Below are 21,237 nucleotides of genomic sequence, written 5' to 3' on the forward strand. Positions count from 1 at the left end.
CCGTCCGCGTACTGTGAGGTATCGCTTTTCGCGCATTCCACCGAACAGGAGACGCACGGTGCCGCTGATGCCCGGAGCCGAGCCCTACCGCCACGACGGCGGCAAGGTCGGCGTCCTGTTGTGCCACGGGTTCACCGGCACACCGCAGTCCATGCGGCCGTGGGCCGAGTACCTGGCCGAGCGGGGCCTGACCGTGTCCGTACCGCTGCTGCCGGGGCACGGCACGCGCTGGCAGGACATGCAGCTGACCGGCTGGGAGGACTGGTACGCGGAGGTGGACCGGGAATTCCGCGCGCTGTCCGAGCGCTGTGACCGCGTGTTTGTCTTCGGAATGTCGATGGGCGGGGCCCTGACCCTGCGGCTGGCCGCGCAGCACGGCGCCGCGGTCGGTGGCATCGCCCTGGTCAACCCCTCGGTCAAGGCCGACAGCCATCAGCTGAAGGTCGTTCCCCTCTTGCGCCACTTCGTCCCCACCGTGCCGGGCATCGCGAGCGACATCGCGAAGGAGGGCTCGCAGGAGGTCGGCTACGACCGCACCCCGCTGCGGGCGGTGCACTCGCTGAGCCGTTTCTGGACGCTGGTACGCCATGAGCTGCCGCAGGTGACGCAGCCGCTCCTGCTGCTGCACAGCCGGGTCGACCACGTGGTGCACCCGTCGAACTCGGCGGTCGTGCTGAGCCGGGTGTCGTCGACGGACGTCACGGAGACGGTGCTGGAGCGCAGTTACCACGTCGCGACGCTGGACCACGACGCGGAGACGGTCTTCGAGGAGTCGTACGCCTTCGTCGAGCGGCTGTCGGGTGCGGGAGAGCGGGCGGAGAAGGAGGACGCGGCCAGTGGCTGAGCCCGAGGAGGAGCGCCGCCAGGTGCCGGAGGGCGGCGAGCCGGAGCGCGCGCCGCTGGACGAGGAATCGGCGTGGGCCGAGATCGTCGCGGCGTACGAGAAGGACCCCGAGCCCGGGACGGGTTCCTGGCCCGAGGCCGAGGACGTCCCGGCCGCGGAGCGGGACGGCGAGGGCGGGGCCGACGGCGAGCGCGACGGGAGCGAGGGCACTGCGGACCCGTCCGCGCTGCCCGCGGCGCCGGACGCGACGCGCATCGTCATCCACCCCGTGCTGTCCGGTCCCCGTGACTACGCACTCGATGAGGACGCGGACGAGGGGCACTACGAGCCGCCGGAGCCGCCGCCGCTGCCGGAGGCGGACGTGACGACGAAGTTCGCGTGGCTGGCCGCCGTGGGCGGCCCGCTGCTGATCTTCGGCTTCGTCCTCTTCCAGGAACCGATGCCGTGGTGGGCTCTCACCGTCGGCGTCGGCGGCTTCCTCGGCGGCTTCGCCACCCTGGTGACGCGCATGCGTCCGGGCGGCGACGAGGACGACGACCTGCCGGGCGGCGGCGCCGTGGTCTGACCGGCGCCGCCGTCAGGCGGACGCGGGCACCTTGAGGGCGGCCAGGACCGGGAGGTGGTCCGTGGCCGCCCTCAGGTCGTACGGGGTGATGCCGGGCAGGCCGTGCGGCACCCCGCAGCCGAGGACCTCGATGCCGGGGGTCGTGAAGATCGCGTCGATCCGCTGGTGCGGGTCGTACGGGGTGGAGGTGTACTCGCCGCCCCAGGGCCGGGCCGCCCAGGCGTCCTGGAGGTCGTCGGCGAGCCGGCGGAAGGTGCGGCCCTTGGGGCGGTCGTTGAGGTCGCCGCCGACGACCGCGTACGGCTCGCCCATGGCGGCGAGCCGGTCCAGCAGCATGCCGCCCTGGTCGTAGCGCTCGCGGGCCTGCAGCGAGAGGTGGCAGCTGACGACGGACAGACGGGCGCCGCCGACGCGCACGACGGCGGTGGCGAAGCCGCGCCGGTGCAGACCGGGCGTGCGGGGCAGCAGGACGTCCTCGGCGCGTTCCACGTGCACCCGCAGGGATGACAGCACGAGGGGGCCGGTGGCGGTGGCCCCGCCGGTGACGGCGACCAGGCCGCAGGCGCGGGCGAGGCGGGCGACGGCCTTGCGCCAGCGGAAGAAGCGGGGTGCCTCCTGGATCAGCGCGAGGTCGGGGTCGCAGGCGCGGATCACCCGGGCGAGCGCCGCGGTGTCGTCCCGCATGGAGCGGATGTTGTAGCTCAGCACGCGGACGACGGCGGAGCCGTCCGGCTCGGTACGGGACGCCGGCAGCTCCGGCAGCGGGCCCTCGCTCACGGGCTCACTGTAGCGGCGGCGCGGTCGCGCGGGGGCGTCGTGTGCCCGGCCGGGAAGCCGGGCGCCCCCGTCACTCCTTCGCCGGGAGTGACGGGGGCACCGTTGCCGGGCGGGTGACCGCCGGGGCTAGCCCTGGCGGGCGAGGTCGGCGGCGCCGACGAGGCCGGCCTTGCCGCCGAGCTGGGCGGCGAGTACCTGGGCGTGCGGCCGGTACTGGCCGCCGACCAGCCAGCGGCGGAAGGACTTGCGGATGGGCTCGAGGACGAGTTCGCCCTCGTCGGAGACGCCGCCGCCGACGATGAAGGCGGAGGGGTCGAAGAGCGAGGCCAGGTCGGCGAGCCCGGCGCCGGCCCAGCGGGCCAGCTCGCGGAAGGAGTCGATCGCGACCTTGTCCCCGTCACGCGCGGCCCGGCTGATGTGCTGGCCCTGGATGCCCTCGGGCGTGCCGTCGCCGAGCGACAGCAGCAGGGTGGCGTTCTCCGGCTGGGCGACGGCCCGCTGCTTGGCGTAGCGCACCAGTGCCCGGCCGGAGGCGTACTGCTCCCAGCAGCCCTGGCTGCCGCAGCCGCACAGCAGACCGTCCGGCACCATGCGGATGTGCCCGAACTCGCCGGCCACGCCGAAGCGGCCGCGGCGCAGCTTGTTGCCGATGATGATGCCGCCGCCGAGCCCGGTGCCGAGGGTGATGCAGATGACGTCGTCGTGGCCCGCGCCGGCACCGAAGCGGTACTCGCCCCAGGCGGCGGCGTTGGCGTCGTTCTCGACGACGACGGGCAGTCCGACGCGCTGCTCGACCTTGTCCTTCAGCGGCTCGTGGCGCCAGCGGATGTTGGGCGCGAAGAGCACGGTGGCACGCTTGTCGTCGACGTAGCCGGCGGCACCGATGCCGACGGCCTCGACCGTGTGGCCGACACTGACGTCGTGCACCGCGCTCGCGATGGCGTCGACGACGCCCTCGGAGGTCTGCGGGGTCGGCACCTTGACGATTTCGAGAATCGAGCCTTCCTCGTCGACCACGCCGGCCGCGATCTTCGTGCCGCCGATGTCGACGCCGATGGTGAGTCCCATGTATCCCTCAGTATTCGGTCGAGCCCCGCTGTGTCCAACCGTACCGGAGGGCGACCCGCGCCCTGTTCGGGCCCGATGCTCGTCCCGGGTCCGCGTCGCGCCGTTCAGTCCAGGTCGATGCGTTCGCTGGGCGGCGTGTCCCCGCCGGAGGTCCAGCGTCGTTCCTGCCCGCTCACCGCGGCGCGGTAGGCGGCCAGGAGTTCGGCGCCCGCGGCGGCGAGGTGGTCGAAGACCTCGGGGTTGCGCTCGACGATCGGCTCAACCGCCTGCTTGACCTGCGAGATCAGCCCCTGCGCCGCCATCTCGGCGGCGGGGGTGCGGAGCATCGACAGGCGGTCGGTGACCGCTTCCGCGAGACGCCGCAGCTCCTCGCCGGCACTGCCGGGGGTCTGTCCGCTCTGCTGCCGCCGGCGGGCGTTCTCCGCGGCGGTGTCCTCCGCGCTCGCCTTGGCCCAGGCGTCTGAATCGGTGTCGGGGCGGCCCGCGCGGTCCGTGGATTCGCTCATGGTGGCTCCGTAAGGCTCCGGGCTTGATACCCACGACGGTACCCGAACGGGGGCGGCACTTTCAGCGCTCAGCGGGGCCAAAGACCGGGATCCGGGGCGAACCGGACCTGCAGCGCGCCGTCGCGGAGCGCCGCACCGGCCACGGTGCAGCGGCGCAGCGCGGAGGGCAGCGGGAGGATGCGGCGGTATCCCTCGGCGTCGACGACGAGTTCGTCGCCGCGGCGTACGAGGTCGACGGTGTCGCGTGTCGCGCCCGGCAGGGGCAGCCGCCAGAGGAAGTGGCCCTCGGCGGCGAGCCGGTCCTCGGTGGTCCACGGCGGCGCCGCGGGGCCCTCGGGCGCGTCGGCGGGCGGCTGCGCGGCGAGCCGTGCGAGGTCCTCGGCGCAGCGCGGCTCCCGGCCGAGGTGGGGCAGTTCGTGGAGCGCGGTGGGCGTTCCGGCGAGTTCCGCGCGCAGGGCGCGCACTTCCTTGCGCCGGTGGGCGGCCAGTTCGGTCAGCCAGGGGTCCGGGGACTCGGCGGGCAGCATCCGGTTGGCGACCACGGCCTCGAGGCGGTGGCCGTACAGGGCCAGTCCGGTGCGGGCCCGGCGCACGGCGTCGGCGGCGTGCGTGCCGGGGGCCACGACGAGCCGGACGGTCGTGGCGGCGTCCTCGATCACGGCCTGGGCACCGGCCAGTTCCCGGTCGGCGCGGGCGGCGGCCTCGTAGGCCCAGGCGCCCGGCGCGGGCACACCGGCGAGCTGGGCGAGGACGGGGCGCAGGGCGCGGGCGGCCTGCCGCTCCTGGGGGACCAGCCGGGCGATGTAGCGGCGCAGTTGCGCGGGCAGCGCGAGTGCGGTGAGGGAGTCGTGGACCGGCGGGAGGTCGACGACCACCAGGTCCCAGCCGCCGGCGGTGTCCCGCAGGGCGCGCAGCAGCGCGAAGGCGTCGGCGCCGGGGAGTTCGGTCAGTTCCTCGGGGTCCAGCGGGGCCGCGCCGAGCAGGTCGAGCAGGGAGCCCAGGCGTTGCTGGACGGCCCCGGCGTCGGCCCGGAAGGCGGCGGCCGCGTCGACGCGCGCGGCCCACAGACCCGGTACGGACCCGACCGGCGCGATGGGCAGGGGCGCCCCGTCCGGCTGCGGACCGCCGCCGTCCCCGGACGGGGGCGGCACCGGGCCCAGGACCCCGTCGAGGGAGGCGTCGCGATCGGTGGAGAGCAGCAGCACACGCCGCCCGGGCGTGCTCGCGGCCACGGCCGTGGCGGCGGCGACCGTCGTACGCCCGGCGCCGCCCGTGCCGGTGACCAGGAGCGTGCGCACGTCAGCCCTGGGACTCGACGCGCTTCTTCAGGCCGGCGAGGGCGCGGTCGATGATGACCTTCTCGGCCTTGCGCTTGATCATGCCGAGCATGGGGATCTTGACGTCGACGGTCAGCTGGTAGGTGACCTCGGTGCGCTTGCCGTCCTCCAGCGGGGCCAGGATGTAGGCGCCGTCCAGGGTGCGCAGCATCTGGGACTTGACCAGGGTCCAGCGGACCTCGTGGTCGCCGACCCAGGTGTAGGCGAGGGTGTGGTCGTCCTTGATGGCGCCCGCGTCCAGGAGGAGCCTGACCTGCTCGGCACGGCCGTCGCCGCCGGCGGAGAGGATCTCCGCCTCCTTCACCTCGCCGGTCCACTCCGGGTACCGGGCGAAGTCCGCGATGACGCCCATGACATCGGCCGGGGCCGCGTCGATGGTGATGCTCGACCTGGTGTGTTCCGCCATCGCCGTGGCCCCTCCGGGACGTCGCGTCGTACCTGCTGTTGTATGTCTGCTGGTGAAGGCTACCGCCTGGTCGGGCGGCCGGAGACCGCCGGGGCGGTCACCATTGCAGTGCCCAGGGTGTCCGGGTGGAGTTGAAGTGGCCGACGTTGACGCATTCGGTCCTGCCCAGGCGCATCCGCGGCACGAGCGGCTGGTGGACGTGGCCGAAGAGCGCGTAGCGGGGGCGCACCCGGCGGATCGCGTCGAGCAGCGCCTCGCTGCCGCGTTCGAGGCGCCGGGCGACGGTGTCGTAGCAGAGCTCGGGGACGGCGGGCGGGATGTGCGAGCACAGCACGTCGACCTCGCCGAGGGCGGCCACCTTGGCGGCGTACGTCTCGTCGTCGATCTCGTACGGGGTGCGGTACGGGGTGCGCAGCCCGCCGCCGACGAAGCCGAAGACCAGGCCGCCGATCTCGGTGGTGGTGCCGTCGAGCACCGTGGTGCCGGGCCGGGCGTACTCCGGCCAGAGCGCGGGGATGTCGACGTTGCCGTAGGTGGCGTACGTCGGGGTGGGGAACGCGGCGAACAGCTCGGCGTACTGGCGGCGCACGGCGGCCTCGATGGCGGTGCGCCGGTCGGTGCCGAGCCCCGCCCACAGTTCGCGGTCGAGGGCGCGGGCCTCGTCCCAGCGCAGGGCGGTGCGCAGCCCGACCATGCGGGAGGCGTTCTCGGCCCCGAAGAGGTCGGGGAAGATGCCCCGCGAGTGGTCGGCGTAGTCGAGGAAGAGGATCAGGTCGCCGAGGCAGATCAGCGCGTCGGCGCCCTCACCGGCCTCGGCGAGGGCCTCGGAGGCGCCGTGGACGTCACTGACGACATGGACCCGCATGACGATCACTGTAGGACGCGCCGGGCGGGGTTGGGGAGGGCACACCGGGGCTGCGGTTACCTGCGGGTCACCGGGGGCCTCGACTAGGCTTCCGACCAGTGGATCCGCACGGTGTCGCGGCGGGCCTGCGGCGTGTGACGACGATGTGACACACAAAACATCTACACGGCACCCCCTACCGCTGAAGCTTTACCGGTGGGTAACGTCCAGGCCGTCCGTTCCACGCTCAACCATGCAGTGGACGCAGCCAGCACCGCCGCCGGCGCCGATGAGGAGCAGCAGTTTTGCGCGAGTTCAGCCTTCCGGCTCTCTACGAGGTCCCCGCGGACGGCAATCTGACGGATCTCATCCGCCGCAACGCCGCTCAGCACCCGGACGTTGCCGTCATCGCCCGGAAGACCGTGACCGGTGACTGGGCCGACGTCACCTCGACCACCTTCCTCGCCGACGTGCGCGCCGCCGCCAAGGGCCTGATCGCCTCGGGCGTGCAGCCCGGCGACCGGGTGGCCCTGATCTCCCGCACCCGCTACGAGTGGACGCTGTTCGACTTCGCCATCTGGAGCGCGGGCGCGGTCACCGTCCCGGTCTACGAGACCTCCTCCGCCGAGCAGATCGAGTGGATCCTCGGCGACTCCGGCGCCGTCGCGGCCGTGGTGGAGACCGAGGCCCACGAGAAGTCCGTGGAGTCGGTGCGCGACCGCCTGCCGCAGCTGAAGCACGTGTGGCGGATCGAGGCGGGCGCGGTGGAGACCCTCGGCGCGGCCGGCACGGACGTCGCCGAGGCGACCGTGGACGAGCGCAGCGCCTGGGCCAAGGCCGACTCCCCCGCCACCATCGTGTACACCTCGGGCACGACCGGGCGCCCCAAGGGCTGCGTGCTCACGCACCGCGCCTTCTTCGCCGAGTGCGGCAACGTCGTGGAGCGCCTGAAGCCGCTCTTCCGCACCGGGGACTCCTCGATCCTGCTCTTCCTGCCGCTCGCGCACGTCTTCGGACGGCTGGTCGAGGTGGCCGCGATCATGGCGCCGATCAAGCTCGGGCACGTCAGCGACACCAAGAACCTCACCGGCGAACTGGCCGCCTTCCGCCCGACGCTGCTGCTGGGCGTGCCGCGGGTCTTCGAGAAGGTCTACAACTCCGCGCGCGCCCAGGCGCAGGCCGGCGGCAAGGGGAAGGTCTTCGACAAGGCCACCGACGTGGCGATCGAGTACAGCCGCGCGCTGGACTCGGCCGGCGGTCCCTCGCTCGGCCTGAAGTTCAAGCACAAGGTCTTCGACCGGCTGGTCTACAGCAAGCTGCGCGCCGTGCTCGGCGGCCGCGCCGAGTACTCGATCTCCGGCGGGGCCCCGCTGGGCGAGCGGCTGGGCCACTTCTACCGCGGCATCGGCTTCACGGTGCTGGAGGGCTACGGCCTGACCGAGTCCTGTGCGGCCACCGCCTTCAACCCCTGGGACCGCACCAAGATCGGCACCGTCGGCCAGCCGCTGCCGGGCTCCACGGTCCGCATCGCCGACGACGGCGAGGTCATGCTCCACGGCGAGCACCTGTTCGCGGGCTACTGGAACAACGAGGCGGCCACCACCGAGGCCGTCACCGACGGCTGGTTCCACACCGGCGACGTCGGGACGCTGGACGAGGACGGCTACATCACCATCACCGGCCGCAAGAAGGAGATCATCGTCACCGCGGGCGGCAAGAACGTCGCCCCGGCCGTGATCGAGGACCGCATCCGGGCCCACGCGCTGGTCGCCGAGTGCATGGTGGTCGGCGACGGCAAGCCCTTCATCGGCGCGCTGGTCACCCTGGACGAGGAGTTCCTGCCCCGCTGGGCCCAGCAGCACGGCAAGTCCGGCCGCAGCGTCGCGGAGCTGCGTGAGGACGCGGAGCTGCTGGCCGAGGTGCAGTCGGCGATCGACGACGGCAACGCCGCGGTGTCCAAGGCGGAGGCGGTCAAGAAGTTCCGTGTCCTGGCGACGCAGTTCACCGAGGAGTCCGGTCACGTGACGCCCTCGCTGAAGCTGAAGCGCAACGTGGTGCTGCGGGACTTCGCGGACGAGATCGCCGCGATCTACGGCAGGTGAGCCCGCGCTGACGGGCCCTCACCCACGTCGACGGTGGCCGCCGTACCCCTCGGGCGTACGGCGGCCACCGGCGTTCCTAGGTGATGCCGTCCCGGGCCAGGACCCTGGCCATGGTGCGCTCGGCCAGGGCGGTGATGGTGACGAACGGGTTGACCCCGATGGAGCCGGGGACGAGCGAGCCGTCGACGACGTACAGGCCGTCGTAGCCGTCCGCGCGGCCGTAGGCGTCGGTGGCGCTGCCGAGGACGCAGCCGCCGAGCGGGTGGTAGCAGAAGTCGTCGGCGAAGACCCGGTTGCCGCCGAACAGGTCGTAGCGGTAGATGGTGGCGTTGGCCCGGTTGACGCGGTCGAAGAGGGTCTTCGCGGCGGCGACCGAGGGCTGGTTCTGGGAGCGGGTCCAGTTCAGCACGGCCGCGTCGGTGGCCGGGTCGTAGACGAAGGTGCCCCGCTCGGGGTTCTTGGTGATCGCGAGGTAGAGGCTGATCCACGTCTCCAGGCCGATGGGGAGCGGGGCGATCTCGGCGAACACCGGGTTGGCGGCGTTGTTCCAGTCGTTGATGCCCATCACGGGGATGGTCGACTGGTGGGCGCCGGTGGGGTTCCACAGGTGGTTGGCGCGGCCGAGCATGATGTTGCCGTTGCCCGCCCAGCCCTTGCCGACGGCGGCGCTGAGGTCGGGCAGGGCGCCCGTCTCCCGGGCGCGCAGCAGCAGTTCGGTGGTGCCGAGGCTGCCCGCGGCGAGGAACAGGGCGCGGCAGCCGACCTCGCGGGTGGCGACGACGGCGCCGGTGAGGTCGGTCTGCGCCACCGTGAGCACGTAGGTGCCGTCGGGGTCGCGGCGGACCGCCTTCACGTGGCTGAGCGTCTCGATGGTGACGTTGCCGGTGCCGAGCGCGGCGGCGAGGTAGGTCCGGTCGAGGCTGCGCTTGCCGAAGTTGTTGCCGTAGATGACCTCCTGGGCCAGGGCCGACTTGGTGGCGGTGCCCGCGGCCTCGCGCTGCATGTAGTCGAAGTCGTAGACGTTGGGCACGAAGGTGGTGGCGAGCCCGGCCCGGGCGGCCTGGGCGCGGGAGACGCGGGTGAACTGGTACCACTCGGTGCCCTCGAACCAGTCGGGCGCGACGGTGTTGACGCCGAGCATGCGGTTGGCCAGCGGGAACCACGTGCCGTACATGGCGTCCGCGTCGACCTGCGGGAGGACCTCCCGGAAGTAGGCGCGGTCCGGTGTGACGGCCATGCCGCCGTTGACGAGGGAGCCGCCGCCGACGCCGCGGCCGACGTAGACGGACATGCCGGGGTGGTCGACGCGGTCCAGGACGCCGGGGTACGGGGTGATGTCCTTGTTGACCACGTCGAGCCAGAGGAAGGTGGCCAGGGGCGCCGCGGTGCGGGTGCGGAACCACATGGAGCGCCGGTCCGGCGAGGCGGTGTTGCAGAAGACCTTGCCGTCGGGGGCCGGCGTGTCCCACGCCCGCCCCATCTCCAGTACGAGGGTGCTCACGCCCGCCTCGGCCAGGCGTAACGCCGCGACCGCGCCTCCGTAGCCGGAGCCGACGACGACGGCCGGCGCGTAGCCGGCGGGCTCCCGGTCCGCCGCGGCGGCCGGGGAGAGCCCGATGCGGGTGAGACCCATCACGGATGCCGTCTGCAGGGCGGCGATGCCCAGAATCTGACGACGCGTCAGGTTTGCTGTCATGGGCGCATCATGGGCGGAACGGCGGATTCCGCCCATACCGTGCGCTCATGGTCTTTTACAAGAGGGCCTTGAGCCGCTCGGCGAGCAGATCCCACCGCCAGGCGTCCTCGACCCACTTGCGTCCGCGCTCGCCCATCCGGCGCCGCAGTTCCGCGTCGCCCAGCAGCACCAGGATCCGCTCGGCTGCCTCCGCGGGCTCCCCGCCGCGCACCACCCAGCCGGTCTCGCCGTCCAGCACCGCGTCCGGCGCCCCGCCGGAGTCGCCCGCGACGACCGGCAGGCCGGTGGCCGAGGCCTCCAGGTAGACGATGCCGAGCCCCTCGACGTCCAGCCCGCCCCGGCGCGTGCGGCACGGCATGGCGAAGACGTCACCGGCGCCGAAGTGCGCGGGCAGCTCCTGCCACGGCACGGCCCCGGTGAACCGCACCGACTCCGCCACCCCGGTCCGCTCGGCGAGCCGCTTCAGGTCGTCCGCGTACGGGCCGCCGCCCACGACGAGCAGGACGGCGTCGGGCTGGGCGGCCAGGATCGTCGGCATCGCCTCGATGAGGGTGTCCTGGCCCTTGCGCGGCACCAGGCGGGAGACGCAGACGACCACCGGCCGGTCGGTGAGCCCCAGCCGGGCGCGCACCGCCTCGCCGCCGGAGGCCGGGTGGAAGGTCTTCTCGTCCACGCCCGGCGGCAGTTGCACCATGCGCCCGGCGGCCTGCGGCGTCAGTGCCCGGGCGATCCGGGACCGGGTGTACTCGCCCAGGTAGGTGATCGTGTCGGTGCCCTCGCCGATCCGCCGCAGCAGCCCGCGGCTCGCGGGCAACTGCGCCCACCCCGCCTCGTGCCCGTGGGTCGTCGCCACCAGCCGGCGGGCCCCGGCCTTCCGCAGCGCGGGCGCCATCAGCCCGAGCGGGGCCGCGGCCCCGAACCACACCGAGGTGCAGCCGTGCTCGCGCAGGAGCGCGGCGGCGCGCCGGGTCACCCTCGGGGTCGGCAGCAACATCGTCGTACGATCACGTACGACCGGGAAGGGCTGCTCGGCGTCGAACGCGGCGACCTCGGAGCCGTCCCGCCAGGTCGACGCGTACACCACCACCCGGCCGGGATCGAGGCGCAGCGCCATGCTGTGCACGAACGCCTGGATGCCACCGGGGCGTGGCGGGAAGTCGTTGGTGACGATCAAGGTCTTGTCCATACGTCGCCGAGGGTATCCGGTGCGGTCCGCGGCAACCGACCGCGGCCCCTCGCGCGTCTAAGCTCCACAGCCTGTCCACGGGTGAGACCGGCATCGTGCATCATCACAGCAGAACCGATTCGACGAGGTGGACATGGCAGGCGACAGCGGCAAGCGGCTCCCGGTCGGGCCGGTCCTCGCCTGGGCGGCCACCCGGGTCGTGCTGCTGCTCTACGTCTTCAAGGTGCTCACCCTGTCCCCGCTGGACGTGACCACCGACGTCTCGGTGATCTACCACGGCTGGTACGAGGTCCTGCGGACCGGCACCTTCCCCCACCACGACGTCACCTGGCAGTACCCGCCCGCCGCCGCGCTCGCGGTGCTCGCCCCCGCGATGCTGCCGTTCCTCGACTACGCGACCGCGTTCTTCTGGCTCGCCTGCGCCGCCGACCTCGTCGCCTTCGCGCTGCTGCTGCGCGGTTCGCGCGGCGAGGGACGGCGGGTGGCCGGCGCCTACGTGTGGGTGCTGGGCGTGCCGCTGCTGGGGCCGACCGCGTACGCGCGCTACGACGTGATGGTCACCGCCGTCGCCATGGCCGCGCTGCTGGCGACGGTGCGCCGCCCCAGGGTCGCGGGCGCGCTGATCGCGTTCGGCGCGATGCTCAAGGTCTGGCCGGTGCTGCTGCTCACCGGGGTTCGCGACCGCCGGATCTGGACGGCGGCCGTGGCCGGGGCGGGCGTCCTCGCCCTGGGCTTCTGGCTGTGGATGCCGGGGGCCTTCGCCTTCCTGCGCTTCCAGGGCGAGCGGGGCACCGAGGTGGAGTCCCTGGGTTCCCTGGTCTTCCACATCGCCCGGCACCACGGCTGGCAGGGGCAGGTCCTGCTCAACTACGGCTCGGTGGAGTTCCTCGGGCCCTACGTGGGCCTGGTCAGCGACCTCGCCCTCGGGCTGACCGCGGTGGCCTTCGCGTGGCTGCTGCTGTGGCGGCTGCGGACCCGGACGTACGGCCCGAGCACGCCCTTCGACGCCGCGTTCACCGCGGTGCTGCTGTTCACCACGACCAGCCGCGTGATCAGCCCCCAGTACATGATCTGGCTGATCGGCCTGGCGGCCGTCTGCCTCACGCTGCGGGCCAGCGTGATGGCGCTGCCCGCGGTGCTGGTGCTGGCGGCGACGGTGCTCACCCTGTACGAGTTCCCGGTGCGCTTCGCCGACGTCGTCGGCAGCACCGACCTCGGCATCGCCCTGCTGCTGCTCCGCAACGGCCTGCTGGTCGCCGCCTCCGTCATCGCCTGCCGCCGGCTGTGGGTGGCTTCGACGGGCCTGCCGGAGAGGGCGCGCAGGGCGCAGGCCGCGCCTGAGCCCGAGCACGGCCAGGACGCCGAGAAGCTGCTGACCTGGTGAAGACCACCGTCACGGCCAGGCACTGCAAGCCCGCCGCGACGGCCAGCGCCACGCCGACGCCCACGAGCCCCAGCCCGGCCGGGCCCGCCAGCGCGTAGGCCAGCGGCAGCTGCACCGCCGTGCCCACCAGCGTCACCCGGACCAGCAGGGTGGCCCCGCCGCCGCCCTGGAAGACACCGCCCAGCGCGATGAAGCACCCCAGCAGCACCAGGTACGGGCCGAGGGTGCGCAGGAAGACCGTCCCGGCCGCCGCCACGCCGGGCTCCGCGCCGAAGGCGGCCATGACCCACGGCGCGGCGGGCAGCAGGACGACCGCCGCGAGGAGTCCGAGCCCACCGCCGAGCAGCAGGGCCCGGCGCCCGATGGCGTACCGCTCGTCGCGGCCGGCGCCCAGGTGGTACGCGGTGTGGATCGAGGCCGCCTGGCGCACGGCGTAGAAGCCCATCGTCGCCACGTACATCGCCTTGGTCGCGATCCCGTACGCCGCGACCTGGGCGACGCCCAGCCGGGCCACGATCGCCACCAGGGTCAGCGTGCCGGCCATCCGGACCAGGAAGTCCGCCGCCATCGGCGCCCCGGTCACGGCGGTACGGCGCAGCGCGGCCGCCACCGGTTCTGCGGGCGGCACCTGCGCGGCCTGCCGCACCAGGGGGTTGCGGCGCAGCAGCGCCAGCCCCGCGGCGAGGGCCACGGTTCGGCCCGCGACGGTGGCGACGGCCGCGCCCCGCACCCCGAGGGCGTGGATCAGGAACGGGTCGAGGAGCAGGATCAGCCCGCCCGCCAGCAGGGCGAGCCGCATCGGGGTGCGGGTGTCGCCGCCCCCCTTGAAGACCCCGTCCAGGGTGTTCTGTGCGTAGAACACCGCGGTGCCGGGGAGCGAGACCGCGAAGTACCCGGCCGCGAGGCGGACCGCCACCGGGTCGCCGTGGGCACCGAGCAGCAGCGCCGCCAGCGGCTCCCGGCACAGGAAGCCTCCGACGGCCACGGCCGGGGTCAGCAGCGCGCACAGCGCCCACCCGCCGCGCACCGCCGCCCTGACCGCCGCCGGGTCCCGCGCCCCGGCGGCCCGCGAGACCAGCACCGTCGTCCCCTGCGCGGCCATCAGCACCACCCCGAGCAGCACGTTCTCGGTGTTCGTGGCCACCGCCACGGCCGCGACGGCCGCTCCCCCGCCGCCGAGCCGCGCCACCCACAGCACGTCGATGATCCCGGCGACGACACCCGCGAGCAGTTCCAGGTAGACCGGGCCGGCCAGTGCGACCAGCCGGGCGCGGTGCGTCATGGGTCCCCTCCCCTCCGGTACCTCGATTCGAGATACCACGTTTAGAGGTATCATCATGGCACCACACGGGCAAGTGCGAACGCATGATCGAGAAAGGTGGCGAACGGTGCTGGAGCTGACGATCCTGGGCTTCCTGTTCAAGGAATCCCTGCACGGCTACGAGCTCAAGGAGCGCATCGCCGCACTCAACGGCCACGTCCGCCCGGTCAGCGACGGCGCGCTCTACCCGGCCATCAACCGCCTCACCGCCGCAGGACTGGTCAGCGAGCACACCGAGCCGGGCGTCGGCGCCGCACCGCGCCGCGTGCTCTCGCTCACCGACACCGGGCGCGCGCGGCTGCTCGCCCGGCTCCGCGACCCCAAGCCGATCGAGATCACCGACTCCACCCGCTTCTTCGCCGTGCTCGCCTTCCTGAGGCACCTGCCCGACGCGACGGCCCAGGCGGCCGTGCTGCGGCGCCGGCTGGAGTTCCTGGAGACCCCCTCCAGCTTCTTCTACGACCGCGGCAGGCCGGTGCGCGCCGAGGAGGCGGACGACCCCTTCCGCCAGGGCATGCTCCGCGTAGCCCGCGCCACGGGCCACGCGGAGCGCGAATGGCTCACGGAGGCCCTCGCGGACCTCACCGCCTGAGCCCGGGCCGCCCGCGGACGCGCACGAGGCCCCGGCATCGAGGCGCGCCCCGCCGGGGAGGCGCACGGTGCCCGCGGCCCGTACGACGAGCTGCGGCGGCGTCCTTCCCTGCCACCGGCGCGCGCCGAGAAGGCGGACGGCCCCCGCCGCCAGGACGTGCCCCGCGCCACGGCCCACGCGGACGCGAACGGCTCACGGAAGTCCTCGCCCGGACCCCACCTCCCGGGCAGACCGCGCCGGGCGCGCGAGGGTGACGCGTTCGGCGCGGAGCGCCTGCGCCGCGCCGGGCGCTACCCCGTGGCGGAGGCGAACGCGCGGGCGGCGGCGATGCGCTGGACGGGGGTGGGGTGCGTGCCGAAGAGGACGTGCAGCAGGCGCGGGGGGTCGGGGTCGGAGACGTTGGTGACGGTGAGGCGTCGCTGCATGGCGATGAACCGCTCGGCGTCCCGGGTCAGTTCCAGCGCGTGCACGTCCGCCCGCCGTTCGATCCGCCGGCTCAGGGCGCAGCCGAACGGCCCGGCGCACGCCGACAGCACCGCGGCCACCGCGGCCAGCAGGAACAGCCCGCGGGGGTCACCGGTGCCGTAGGAGGAGGCGGCCATGACCGCGGAGAGCACGCAGACCCCCGCCCCCGCGCCGACGGCGCCGAGCAGCGTGCCGCGCGGTACGTCGCGGTGCTTGACGTGGCCCAGTTCGTGGGCGACGACGAGTTCGACCTCCTCCGCCGGGGCCGTGCCGAGCAGCGTGTCGTAGGCGACGATCCGCCGGGTGCGGCCGAAGCCGGAGACGTACGCGTTGAGCGCGGTCGTCCGCCGGGACGCGTCGGCGACGAGCACCGCCCGCACGGGGATCCCGTCGCGCTCGGCCAGGGCCAGCAGCGCGTCGCGCAGGGGCCCGTCCTCCATCGGCCGGAAGCGGTTGAAGAGCGGTTCCAGCACGACCGGGGCGAGCCAGGACAGCACGACGGCCGCGCAGACGGCACCCAGGGCGGCCCAGGCCCAGCCGAGGCCGTAGTAGCCGTACAGCGCGGCCAGCACGAGCGGTACGGAGACGAGCAGCCCGCGCAGGACGTCGACGGCCCAGCCGCCCCAGCCCTGGGTGACGAGCCCGTAGCGGCGCCGGACGACGCGGACCCGGGCGGAGAACGGCAGGGTGACCGCCTGCTGGAGCAGCACCAGCAGCAGGCCGCCGGCCGCTACGCGGGAGGCCCAGGCGTCGCCGAACAGCCCGGTGAGGGCGGCGCCCGCGGGGGTCAGCCCCAGCACGAGCAGCAGCGCGAGCCCGGCGAGGCGGCCGCCGAGCAGGAAGGGCAGTTGCGCGCGGCGCAGCGCCCTGCCGCGCGCGGTCTCCTCCGGCGTGAAGTCCCCGTCCGTGGCGCTCATCCCAACTCCCCCTTGACGTAGGCCCGCCAGCGCTCGGTGAAGGCGTCCCCGTCGATGCCGAGCGTGCCGCGCAGATCCGCACCGGAACGGTACAGCGCGACCAGCCGGTCGGCGCCCCAGGTGTCGGCGATGAGCCGGCAGGCCAGCCAGGCGCCCTCGTACGCCTGGGCCTGCGCGAGCGCACCGGGCGCGAAGTCGGCGTCCGCGGGGAGGTGACCGGGCGGCCCCGAGGCCGTGACGTCCCGGCGCAGCTCGGGTGCCAGGCTCGCCGCCGTACGGCCGGAGTCCCGGTAGGCGACCCAGTCGGCGAAGCCCTCGGAGAGCCACAGCGGGGTGCGGGAGGTCGTCGCGGCGCGCGTGGCGACGTGGGTGGTCTCGTGGGTGAGCACGACCTGGCGGCCGAAGGCCGACAGCCCCGCGAAGGCCTCGGGGTTGACTATGACGCGTCCGGCGGGCGCGGTCCCGCTGCCGCCGACCTCCCCGGTGGTGACGGCCGCGACGCCCGCGTACGTCTGCGCCGGGGCGTCCAGGAGCTGCCCCATCCGCCGCAGCGAGGACGGCACTTCCAGCACCACCCGCCCGGTCCAGCCCTGTCCGCCCCAGGCCCGCCGCACCTGCGGGACGGCCCGGTCCGCGTCGGTGGCGTACCCGGCCAGTTCGGTTCGGTCGCCGGTGCCGAGGACGAGGCTGTGGCTGCCGCGGACGACGTGCAGCGGGCCCTGTTCCCACAGCAGGCCGCCCGGGTCGCCGTCGCCGGCCACCCGCCAGCGTCCGGTGCCGTCCGCGCGCAGCAGCAGGGACTCGTCGGTGGTGACCGGGGTGCTGTCGTAGCCCCCCAGGCGGTAGCGCAGCTGGACGCGGGCGGTCACCGGGTCCGCGCCCTCGGTGGAGACCAGCCGGTACGACCAGGAGACGAGCGGGAGCTCCTCCAGGTTGCGGAAGACCTGGCGCTCGGCGGCGTGCCGGGCGGGCGTCACATCGGCCAGGTACGCCTTCTCGTCGTGCCCCAGGACCGCGTCGGCCCGCCGTTCCAGCAGCTGCCTTACGACCGGTTCCCCGGGCCCCCCGTGCTCCGCCGTCCCGTCGCCCGCGGGTCCGCAGCCCGCGAGCAGCACCGCCGCGCAGCACAGCGCGGCGGCCACGGCGCGGGTCGGCGAGCGGAAGAGGGCCACGCCGCCGATCGTACGGTCTGGGCAGGGGCGGTCACGTGGGCCGGGTCACCGCCGAGATCGGCAGCATGGCGACGGGGTCGTAGCGGACCCGGGCGCCGGGGTACGGGGCGTGGATGACCTGGCCGTCACCGACGTACATGGCGACGTGACTGGCGTCGCCGCGGTAGATGACCAGGTCGCCGGGGCGGGCCTGGCCGAGCGGCACGTGACGCCCGGCGTGCAGCTGGGCCTGGGAGGTGCGGGGCAGGCCCACGCCGGCCTGGCGGTACGCCCAGACCATCAGGCCGGAGCAGTCGAAGGAGCCGGGGCCGGTGGCACCCCAGACGTAGGGGGAGCCGACGGCGGAGCGCGCGGCGGCGACGGCCGTCGCGGCGCGTACGGACAGGGGGCCGAGGTCGGGGATGTCGACCATCCGGCCGGAACGGGAGGCACGGGCCTCCAGGCGGCGGGCGAGCCGGGCCCGGTCCTCCGGGGAGAGGGAGTTGACCAGGCGGGCGGCCGCCATCAGCTTGCGCTGCACGGCCTTCTTGCGGGCCGTGAGGCTGGTGCGGGCCCGCTCGAGTTCGTCGAGGCGTTCGGTGGCCCGGGAGCGTTCCTGGTCCAGGAACCGCTGGGCGGAGCGGAGTTCGCCCAGCCGCGCGTCGCCACGGCTGCTGATCCGGTCGAGGGTGGCGGCCCGGTCGAGGTAGGTCGCGGGGTCGGCAGAGAGCAGCAGGGCGAGGGTGGGGTCCACTCCCCCGCCGCGGTACTGGGCCCCGGCGAGCGTGCCGAGGTCGTCGCGGAGCCGGTTGACCCGCTCCTGGCCGCGCGCGGCCCGGTCCTGGAGCACCTCCACCTCGCGCCGGAGCCGCTGGGTGTTCTCACGGGCGGCGTTGAACTGCTCGGTGGCCCGTTCGGCCTGGGTGTAGAGGTGGTCGATGCGGGCAGCGACATCGACGGGGGTGTCCGCCGGGTCGGCGGCGGCCGTCTGCGCGGTGCCGGCCGCGCCCGCCATCGCGGCGGCGGCGGTGGCCGCCGCCGTCAGGACCGTGGCCCTGGAGGTACGCGGGGCCCGGCCGGGCTGCGGGATGCGTCGATGAGATGGCACGTCGGCTGACAGTAGTCAGCCGGACACGGGGAGTTCAAAGACCGGGTACCGCCGGGCGGCCGGGCGGGACTCCGCTTGCGCAGGTCACCGCCGGACCGTCACCGTACGAGATCACCCGATAGGTTCAACGGGCGTCGGCGCTTCCGGTCAGATCCGGACGCCGAACTGGAACGGCATGTTGTTGATGGACTCGTAGCGCACGACCGTACCGGTGCGCGGCGCGTGCAGGACCATGCCGTTGCCCGCGTACAGGGCCACGTGGTGCTGGTCGCCGTAGAAGATGACGAGGTCGCCGGGCGCGAGCTGGCCCATCGACAGGCGCGTGCCCGCGTTGGCCTGGGACTGGGAGGTGCGCGGTATCGAGGCGCCGGCCTGGGCGTAGGCCCAGGAGGTGAGGCCGGAGCAGTCGAAGGAGCTCGGGCCGGTCGCGCCGTAGACGTACGGCGAACCGATCTTGCTCTGCGCGGCCGAGAGGGCGGCGGCGGCGAGCGAGGAGGCCGGCGGAACGTTGCCCAGGTCGACGCGCTCGTTGGAGCGGTTGGCCCGGTTCTCCGCGGCGGTGAGGGAAGCACGCTGGGCGGCGGTCAGCGAGTTGAGGAGCTTCTGCGCCTCGGCCAGCTTCGCCTGGACTTCCTTCTTCTTCTTGCCCAGTTCCGTGCGGGTCTCGTCGAGCTCGTTGAGCTTGCTCGCGGCCTCCGCCTTCTGCTGGTTGAGGGTGCGCTTCTTCTCGGCGATCTGCTGGAGCGCCTCGGCCTGCTTGGTGCTCAGCTGGTCGAGGGTGGACGCCTTGTCGAGGTAGGTGTCCGGGTCGGCGGAGAGGAAGAGCTGCAGCGTCGGGTCGATGCCGCCGCTGCGGTACTGGGCGCTGGCGAGGGTGCCGAGGTCGTCCTGGAGGTCGTTGAGCTCCGACTGCTCGCGGGCCACCTCGTCCTGCAGGTCCTCGACCTGCTTCTGCAGCTTCTGCTGCTTCTCCTTGGCGCCGTTGAACTTCTCGGTCGCCTGCTCGGCCTGCTCGTAGAGACCGTCGACCTTGGCCTTGACGCTCTTGACGGACGGCTTGGCCGGCGCCGCCTGGGCTGCCTGCGCGGACAGGGCGACGGCTGCGGCGGCGGTCGCGGTGAGCACGGTGACACGTGTGCGACTGGCCTGCTTGGGACGACGGTGGGACGCCACTCGGGCGAGCTCCTTCTTCCTCCAGCCGCCTGCCGCATGCATCGGGAACTGCGTTCCCCGGCTCCAAGTGTCGGCGTCCCCCGTCGTACGCGCGGCACTTCAGATCGGCGGGACCTCCGCCGCCATCCGGGCTGGATGATCGACTGGGCAGAGGTTCGAGGCACGACCCTAGTGACCATCTTGTGATCGGATCAAATCCCTGAAGAAAAAAAGTCGCTCGGCAGCGTTTTCTTTACATACATCGCACGTGCAGTGATGACGAGTTGACACTGCGTCCCCGAAAAGCGCCTCACGCGCCCCACGGTGTGCTCCAGGTCACACCCGGGCAAGTCGCTTCAGCAGCAAGGTGGATGCGACCGGGCGGGCGCCTACACGGGCCACACCGTCAGCAACTTCGCGATCGGAAGAAACCACCACAATCGGACGACCGGGAGGTTCCGCCCGAACCAGACGCCGGATCAACTCGTCCGCCGTCTCACCGGCCTTGCTGAACAGCACCCGCACCCCGCGCGGCGGTGCCAGCAGCACCGGGGCGTCCAGGTCGGCGCCGTCGAAGACGCAGGTGACCTCGGAACCGCTCTGCGCCGCCAGCACGGCCAGGCCGCCCAGCAGCCGCAGCCGCTGCTTCTCCAACGGCAGCGCCGGATAACCGGTCTTGGTCACGTTGTAGCCGTCGACCACCAGATGGGACTGCGGCAGCGCCAGCAGCTGGTCCAGCAGCGCCGGGTCGTCCTCGGACAGGGCGCGCCGCGCGATGTCCTTGGGGCTGATCGCCCCCGGCATGACCGCGTCGACGGTGTCCGCGGGCCGGGCGCCCAGGGTGTCGCGCGGCGGCAGCGCGAGCTCCCGGCGCAGTCCCGAGGCGGCGTCGAGCACGGTATCCAGCAGCAGGCGCAGCCGCATGTCCTCGGTGCTGCGGCCCTCCCGGGCCGCCCGGCGGGACGCCTCCACGGCCTGCTCGGCCTCGGCGAGCCGGGCCCGCAGCCGGCGGGCCTCGCCGTCGGCCGAGGCCTTCTCCGCGGCCGCGGCCGCGCGGGTCTCGTCCAGTTCGGCCTCGACCTTGCGCAGCGCCGCCTCGGCCCGCTTCACATCGCTCGCCGCACTGCGCAGCTTGCGCTGCAGCGACTCGGCCTCCTTGCGGGCCGCCTCCAGCTCGGTGCGGACCCGCACGCCCTCGGTACGCGCCTGGGCGCGGGCCTCGTCCAGTTCCGCCTTCAGCTGCCGCAGCTCACGCTGCGTTTCCTCGCCGGCCCGTTCGGCGCTGACCCGCTGCGCCTCCTCGCCCGCGGCGGCCACCAGCTTGGCCCAGCCCGCGGGACGCAGCAGGTACGCGGCGGCCGCCACGTCCAGCGGGTCGACCGCGGGGGGCGGGGTGCCGGCGTCCAGCGCCTCGCACAGGTCCGGCTCGGACTCGCGTAGCCGTGCGCCCACCCGCTGCCGGAAGGACGGGTCGCCCTCCAGGGCCGTGGCGAGCGCGGTGGCGGCGAACTTGGCGCGACGGCTCGGGGTGAACCGGGCGTACGGGCGCAGCACCGCGGGAAGCTCGCCCGGGGTCAGCCCGCCGAAGGCCTCCGCCGCCAGGGCGACCACGCGGTGCCGTACGCCCTCGGGTAGCGGCCGGTCCAGCGACTCGCCGTGGACGGACTCCTCCGGCGCAGCCGTAGCCTCGGGCGCGGCCGCTTCGTCGCCGCGGCCCGGGTTACCGCCGGTCCCGTCCACCCGTCACTCCCGTCCAGTCCGTGGGCGCCTCCCCGGCCTCCTTCAACCTCTCTGGCCGCGCCGCATTCTTCTATTG

At 73.8% G+C, this 21,237-nt stretch carries 19 protein-coding genes; 5 read left to right on the top strand and 14 right to left on the bottom strand.

Translation table 11 applies throughout. The annotated features are described in order from the left end of the window. Positions 1-58: 58 nt before the first annotated feature. Together PV410_RS34755 and PV410_RS34760 are read left to right on the top strand one after the other, a co-directional pair. The gene (locus tag PV410_RS34755; RefSeq protein WP_500329892.1) at positions 59-844 is read left to right on the top strand and encodes an alpha/beta hydrolase; all 786 of its coding nucleotides are present in this window, start codon (positions 59-61) and stop codon (positions 842-844) included. Beyond that, positions 837-1,409, top strand: coding sequence for a hypothetical protein (locus PV410_RS34760; protein ID WP_499511400.1), 573 nt, complete (start codon positions 837-839; stop codon positions 1,407-1,409). The genes PV410_RS34755 and PV410_RS34760 overlap by 8 nt, the downstream gene beginning before the upstream one ends. A gap of 12 nt (positions 1,410-1,421) precedes the next feature. Here PV410_RS34760 and PV410_RS34765 read toward each other — a convergent pair whose 3' ends face one another. From PV410_RS34765 to PV410_RS34790, 6 genes are all read right to left on the bottom strand, one after another. After that, entirely contained in the window at positions 1,422-2,186 is a 765-nt protein-coding gene (locus tag PV410_RS34765; RefSeq protein WP_500329893.1) for an endonuclease/exonuclease/phosphatase family protein, read from the bottom strand. A gap of 126 nt (positions 2,187-2,312) precedes the next feature. Next, positions 2,313-3,254: an ROK family glucokinase gene (locus tag PV410_RS34770; RefSeq protein WP_500329895.1), complete on the bottom strand. Its 942-nt coding sequence runs from the start codon at positions 3,252-3,254 to the stop codon at positions 2,313-2,315. Positions 3,255-3,358: 104 nt separating this feature from the next. Further along, the gene (locus PV410_RS34775; protein ID WP_500329896.1) at positions 3,359-3,760 is read right to left on the bottom strand and encodes a DUF5304 family protein; all 402 of its coding nucleotides are present in this window, start codon (positions 3,758-3,760) and stop codon (positions 3,359-3,361) included. Positions 3,761-3,828: 68 nt separating this feature from the next. Next, positions 3,829-5,058, bottom strand: a complete 1,230-nt coding sequence (locus PV410_RS34780; protein ID WP_500329897.1) for an ArsA family ATPase — start codon at positions 5,056-5,058, stop codon at positions 3,829-3,831. 1 nt (position 5,059) lies between these two features. Then, entirely contained in the window at positions 5,060-5,503 is a 444-nt protein-coding gene (locus PV410_RS34785) for an SRPBCC family protein (RefSeq protein WP_499511405.1), read from the bottom strand. Positions 5,504-5,600: 97 nt separating this feature from the next. Continuing rightward, entirely contained in the window at positions 5,601-6,368 is a 768-nt protein-coding gene (locus tag PV410_RS34790; RefSeq protein ID WP_499511406.1) for a metallophosphoesterase family protein, read from the bottom strand. Between the two features lie 284 nt (positions 6,369-6,652). Between PV410_RS34790 and PV410_RS34795 the strand changes: the two genes are divergently transcribed. Next, positions 6,653-8,449: an AMP-dependent synthetase/ligase gene (locus tag PV410_RS34795; protein ID WP_500329899.1), complete on the top strand. Its 1,797-nt coding sequence runs from the start codon at positions 6,653-6,655 to the stop codon at positions 8,447-8,449. A gap of 76 nt (positions 8,450-8,525) precedes the next feature. On the opposite strand, the gene PV410_RS34800 is transcribed toward PV410_RS34795, so the two are convergent. Together PV410_RS34800 and PV410_RS34805 are read right to left on the bottom strand one after the other, a co-directional pair. Continuing rightward, positions 8,526-10,145 carry a GMC oxidoreductase gene (locus PV410_RS34800; protein ID WP_500329901.1) on the bottom strand — a complete coding sequence of 540 codons (1,620 nt, stop codon included), beginning with the start codon at positions 10,143-10,145 and terminating at the stop codon, positions 8,526-8,528. Positions 10,146-10,200: 55 nt separating this feature from the next. Next, positions 10,201-11,331 carry a glycosyltransferase family 4 protein gene (locus PV410_RS34805; protein ID WP_500329902.1) on the bottom strand — a complete coding sequence of 377 codons (1,131 nt, stop codon included), beginning with the start codon at positions 11,329-11,331 and terminating at the stop codon, positions 10,201-10,203. Between the two features lie 133 nt (positions 11,332-11,464). Here PV410_RS34805 and PV410_RS34810 point away from each other — a divergent pair, with 133 nt between their 5' ends. Further along, positions 11,465-12,715, top strand: coding sequence for a glycosyltransferase 87 family protein (locus PV410_RS34810; RefSeq protein WP_500329904.1), 1,251 nt, complete (start codon positions 11,465-11,467; stop codon positions 12,713-12,715). Here PV410_RS34810 and PV410_RS34815 read toward each other — a convergent pair. Continuing rightward, complete coding sequence (locus PV410_RS34815) at positions 12,597-13,997, bottom strand: MATE family efflux transporter (protein WP_500329905.1); 1,401 nt, start codon at positions 13,995-13,997, stop codon at positions 12,597-12,599. The two genes, PV410_RS34810 and PV410_RS34815, sit on opposite strands and share 119 nt — an antisense overlap. A gap of 106 nt (positions 13,998-14,103) precedes the next feature. Here PV410_RS34815 and PV410_RS34820 point away from each other — a divergent pair, with 106 nt between their 5' ends. Further along, positions 14,104-14,628 (top strand): PadR family transcriptional regulator, encoded by a 525-nt coding sequence (locus PV410_RS34820; protein ID WP_500329907.1) that lies wholly within the window; start codon positions 14,104-14,106, stop codon positions 14,626-14,628. A 290-nt stretch (positions 14,629-14,918) separates the two neighbouring features. Here the strand turns inward: PV410_RS34820 and PV410_RS34825 are convergent, their stop codons facing one another. The 5 genes from PV410_RS34825 to PV410_RS34845 all read right to left on the bottom strand — a co-directional run bounded on the left by PV410_RS34825 (position 14,919) and on the right by PV410_RS34845 (position 21,161). Next, positions 14,919-16,010 (bottom strand): M48 family metallopeptidase, encoded by a 1,092-nt coding sequence (locus PV410_RS34825; protein ID WP_500329909.1) that lies wholly within the window; start codon positions 16,008-16,010, stop codon positions 14,919-14,921. Continuing rightward, on the bottom strand, positions 16,007-17,182 hold the full coding sequence (locus PV410_RS34830) for a hypothetical protein (protein WP_500329910.1): 1,176 nt from the start codon (positions 17,180-17,182) through the stop codon (positions 16,007-16,009). The genes PV410_RS34825 and PV410_RS34830 overlap by 4 nt, the downstream gene beginning before the upstream one ends. 31 nt (positions 17,183-17,213) lie before the next feature. Further along, entirely contained in the window at positions 17,214-18,269 is a 1,056-nt protein-coding gene (locus PV410_RS34835) for a C40 family peptidase (protein WP_500329911.1), read from the bottom strand. A 147-nt stretch (positions 18,270-18,416) separates the two neighbouring features. Then, positions 18,417-19,442 carry a C40 family peptidase gene (locus PV410_RS34840; protein WP_500329912.1) on the bottom strand — a complete coding sequence of 342 codons (1,026 nt, stop codon included), beginning with the start codon at positions 19,440-19,442 and terminating at the stop codon, positions 18,417-18,419. Between the two features lie 315 nt (positions 19,443-19,757). After that, entirely contained in the window at positions 19,758-21,161 is a 1,404-nt protein-coding gene (locus tag PV410_RS34845) for an NYN domain-containing protein (RefSeq protein ID WP_500329913.1), read from the bottom strand. Positions 21,162-21,237: the final 76 nt, after the last annotated feature.

Source organism: Streptomyces sp. PA03-5A (genome assembly GCF_033792725.1).
In the GTDB taxonomy this organism is placed as follows: Bacteria; Actinomycetota; Actinomycetes; order Streptomycetales; family Streptomycetaceae; genus Actinacidiphila.

What these genes read in the sequence shown, in the direction of transcription:
- PV410_RS34770 (WP_500329895.1), bottom strand. Translation starts at nt 3,254, where the DNA reads ATGGGACTCACCATCGGCGTCGACATCGGCGGCACGAAGATCGCGGCC.
- PV410_RS34775 (WP_500329896.1), bottom strand. Translation starts at nt 3,760, where the DNA reads ATGAGCGAATCCACGGACCGCGCGGGCCGCCCCGACACCGATTCAGAC.
- PV410_RS34785 (WP_499511405.1), bottom strand. Translation starts at nt 5,503, where the DNA reads ATGGCGGAACACACCAGGTCGAGCATCACCATCGACGCGGCCCCGGCC.
- PV410_RS34790 (WP_499511406.1), bottom strand. Translation starts at nt 6,368, where the DNA reads ATGCGGGTCCATGTCGTCAGTGACGTCCACGGCGCCTCCGAGGCCCTC.
- PV410_RS34800 (WP_500329901.1), bottom strand. Translation starts at nt 10,145, where the DNA reads ATGACAGCAAACCTGACGCGTCGTCAGATTCTGGGCATCGCCGCCCTG.
- PV410_RS34805 (WP_500329902.1), bottom strand. Translation starts at nt 11,331, where the DNA reads ATGGACAAGACCTTGATCGTCACCAACGACTTCCCGCCACGCCCCGGT.
- PV410_RS34810 (WP_500329904.1), top strand. Translation starts at nt 11,465, where the DNA reads ATGGCAGGCGACAGCGGCAAGCGGCTCCCGGTCGGGCCGGTCCTCGCC.
- PV410_RS34815 (WP_500329905.1), bottom strand. Translation starts at nt 13,997, where the DNA reads ATGACGCACCGCGCCCGGCTGGTCGCACTGGCCGGCCCGGTCTACCTG.
- PV410_RS34825 (WP_500329909.1), bottom strand. Translation starts at nt 16,010, where the DNA reads ATGAGCGCCACGGACGGGGACTTCACGCCGGAGGAGACCGCGCGCGGC.